Source organism: Rhizobacter sp. P1_G5, from assembly GCF_056405435.1.
Map to the genome: position 1 here is coordinate 1 of NZ_JBFUCB010000842.1, position 2,070 is coordinate 2,070.

The 2,070-nt window shown below is 70.4% G+C and carries 3 protein-coding genes; 2 read left to right on the forward strand and 1 reads right to left on the reverse strand.

What is annotated here, in order from left to right; all coding sequences use genetic code 11:
• The coding region (locus AC1D12_RS31775) for an ATP-binding cassette domain-containing protein (RefSeq protein ID WP_477845158.1) at positions 1-214 on the reverse strand (214 nt) is incomplete at its 3' end.
• A gap of 64 nt (positions 215-278) precedes the next feature.
• Between AC1D12_RS31775 and AC1D12_RS31780 the strand changes: the two genes are divergently transcribed.
• On the forward strand, positions 279-1,133 hold the full coding sequence (locus AC1D12_RS31780; protein ID WP_477845159.1) for an aldo/keto reductase: 855 nt from the start codon (positions 279-281) through the stop codon (positions 1,131-1,133).
• A 231-nt stretch (positions 1,134-1,364) separates the two neighbouring features.
• Positions 1,365-2,070: TerC family protein (locus AC1D12_RS31785; RefSeq protein ID WP_477845160.1), on the forward strand; the 706-nt coding region annotated here is incomplete at its 3' end.

A 2,070-nucleotide genomic window follows, 5' to 3' on the forward strand; every position in this document is an offset into this window, starting at 1 on the left:
GTGCCGGGGCCTGCACCGTGCCAGCGCYCGCGCGCTCGAGCCCGGCCACCAGCCGCAGCACCGTGCTCTTGCCGCAACCGGACGGGCCGAGCAGCGAGACGAACTCGCCCGGCTGCACGTCCAGCGAGACCGACTGCAGCGCCTGCACGCCGTTGGCGAAGCGCTTGTCGACCTGTCGCAGGGAGATCAGGGCATCTGAGGAGGCGTCCGACATAGGGTTCGCAGTGTGCCGCAGAACCTGTTCGCGCTAGGCTTCGGGGCCTACCTCGGAGATCTCCATGAACCACGTCGCCCTGCCTTCCGGACCCCCCGTGCCGAGCCTCGGCCTCGGCACCTGGCGCATGGGGGAATCGGCCGCGGCGAGGCGTGGCGAAGTGGCCGCGATCCGGCTGGCGATCGACCTCGGCTACCGGCTCTTCGACACCGCCGAGATGTACGGCGAGGGCGGCGCCGAAGAGGCCCTCGGGCAGGCCATTGCCGAGGCGCTGCGTGCCGGCGCGGTGCGGCGCGACGAGCTGTTCATCGTCAGCAAGGTCTACCCGCACAACGCGAGCCGCACCGGCACCATGGCCGCGTGCGAGCGCAGCCTGCAGCGCCTCGGGCTCGACCACGTCGACCTCTACCTGCTGCACTGGCCGGGCTCGCATCCGCTGCGCGACACGGTCGATGCGTTCGAGCGCCTGCGGGCGCAGGGGCGCATCCGGGCCTGGGGCGTCAGCAACTTCGATGCGAACGGCATGGCCGGCCTGTGGCGGCTGGAGGGCGGCGCGGCCTGCGCGACCAATCAGGTGTACTACGCGCTGAGCGAGCGCGGCATCGAGTTCGACCTGCTGCCGCGCCAGCGGGAGCGCAACGTCCCGCTGATGGCGTATAGCCCGCTGGCCCAAGGCGAGCTGGCCGCGCACCCGGGGCTGCGGCCGCTGGCCGACGCCCTCGGCGTGACGCCGACCCAGCTCGCGCTCGCGTGGGTGCTGCACCAGCCGGGCGTGATCGCGATCCCGAAGGCCGTGCGCGAGGCCCACCTGCGCGAGAACCTGGCCGCARCCGGCTTGAAGCTCGGCGCGGCCGACCTGGCCGCGCTCGACAAGCTGTTTCCGCCGCCGCGGCGCAAGACCTCGCTCGCGATGGTCTGAGGATCGTCGTCTGAGAAGAGGGGGGGCCCCCGATTGACGCGCCAGGCCGGCTGCGGCGACACTGGCCTCGCAAGGGGAGTAGCCCCCCGATCAAGCCGCCGTCAGCACGGGCGCCGCTCCCGCGGTTCCCCGGCACTTGAGCAGCGCGTGGGACCGATGGACCAACGCTGTGGGCAAGACCTTCACCCGCCGTGCATCCGCACGGCGTGCACTCTTGCGAGGTGAAGGACCATGGAACTCTTCTCAGCTGACTTCTTCTCGGCCTTGATGGCCATCGTGCTGCTCGATCTCGTGCTGGCCGGCGACAACGCCATCGTGATCGGCCTGGCGGCCCGCAACGTGCCGCCCGAGATGCAGCGCCGCGTGATCCTGTGGGGGACGGCCGGCGCGATCGTGATCCGCGCGCTGCTGACGCTGATCGTCGTGTGGCTGCTCAAGATCCCCGGCTTCCTGCTGGCCGGCGGCCTCGCGCTGATCTGGATCGCGTGGACCCTGACGCAGGACAAGGACGGTGAGGGCCACAGCATCAAGCCGCAATCCACCGTGCGCGGCGCGATCCAGACCATCRTGATCGCCGATGCGGTGATGGGCGTCGACAACGTGCTCGCGATCGGCGGTGCGGCCCACGGCAGCATGCTGCTGGTGGTGCTGGGCCTGTTGATCAGCATCCCGATCGTCGTCTGGGGCAGCCAGATGATCCTGAAGCTGGTCGACCGCTTCCCGAGCATCGTCATCCTGGGGGCCGGCGTGCTCGGCTGGACGGCCGCGAAGATGATCAGCGGTGAACCGCTGATCAAGTCGTGGTTCGAGCACCAGCACCTGGGGCACCTGGCGCTGTACATGGTGTGCGTCGGCGGCGTCACGCTGCCGGCGCTGTGGCGGCACTGGAACGATCGCCAGCGCGAGACCGGCGTGTTGCTGGCGGTGATGGTGACCT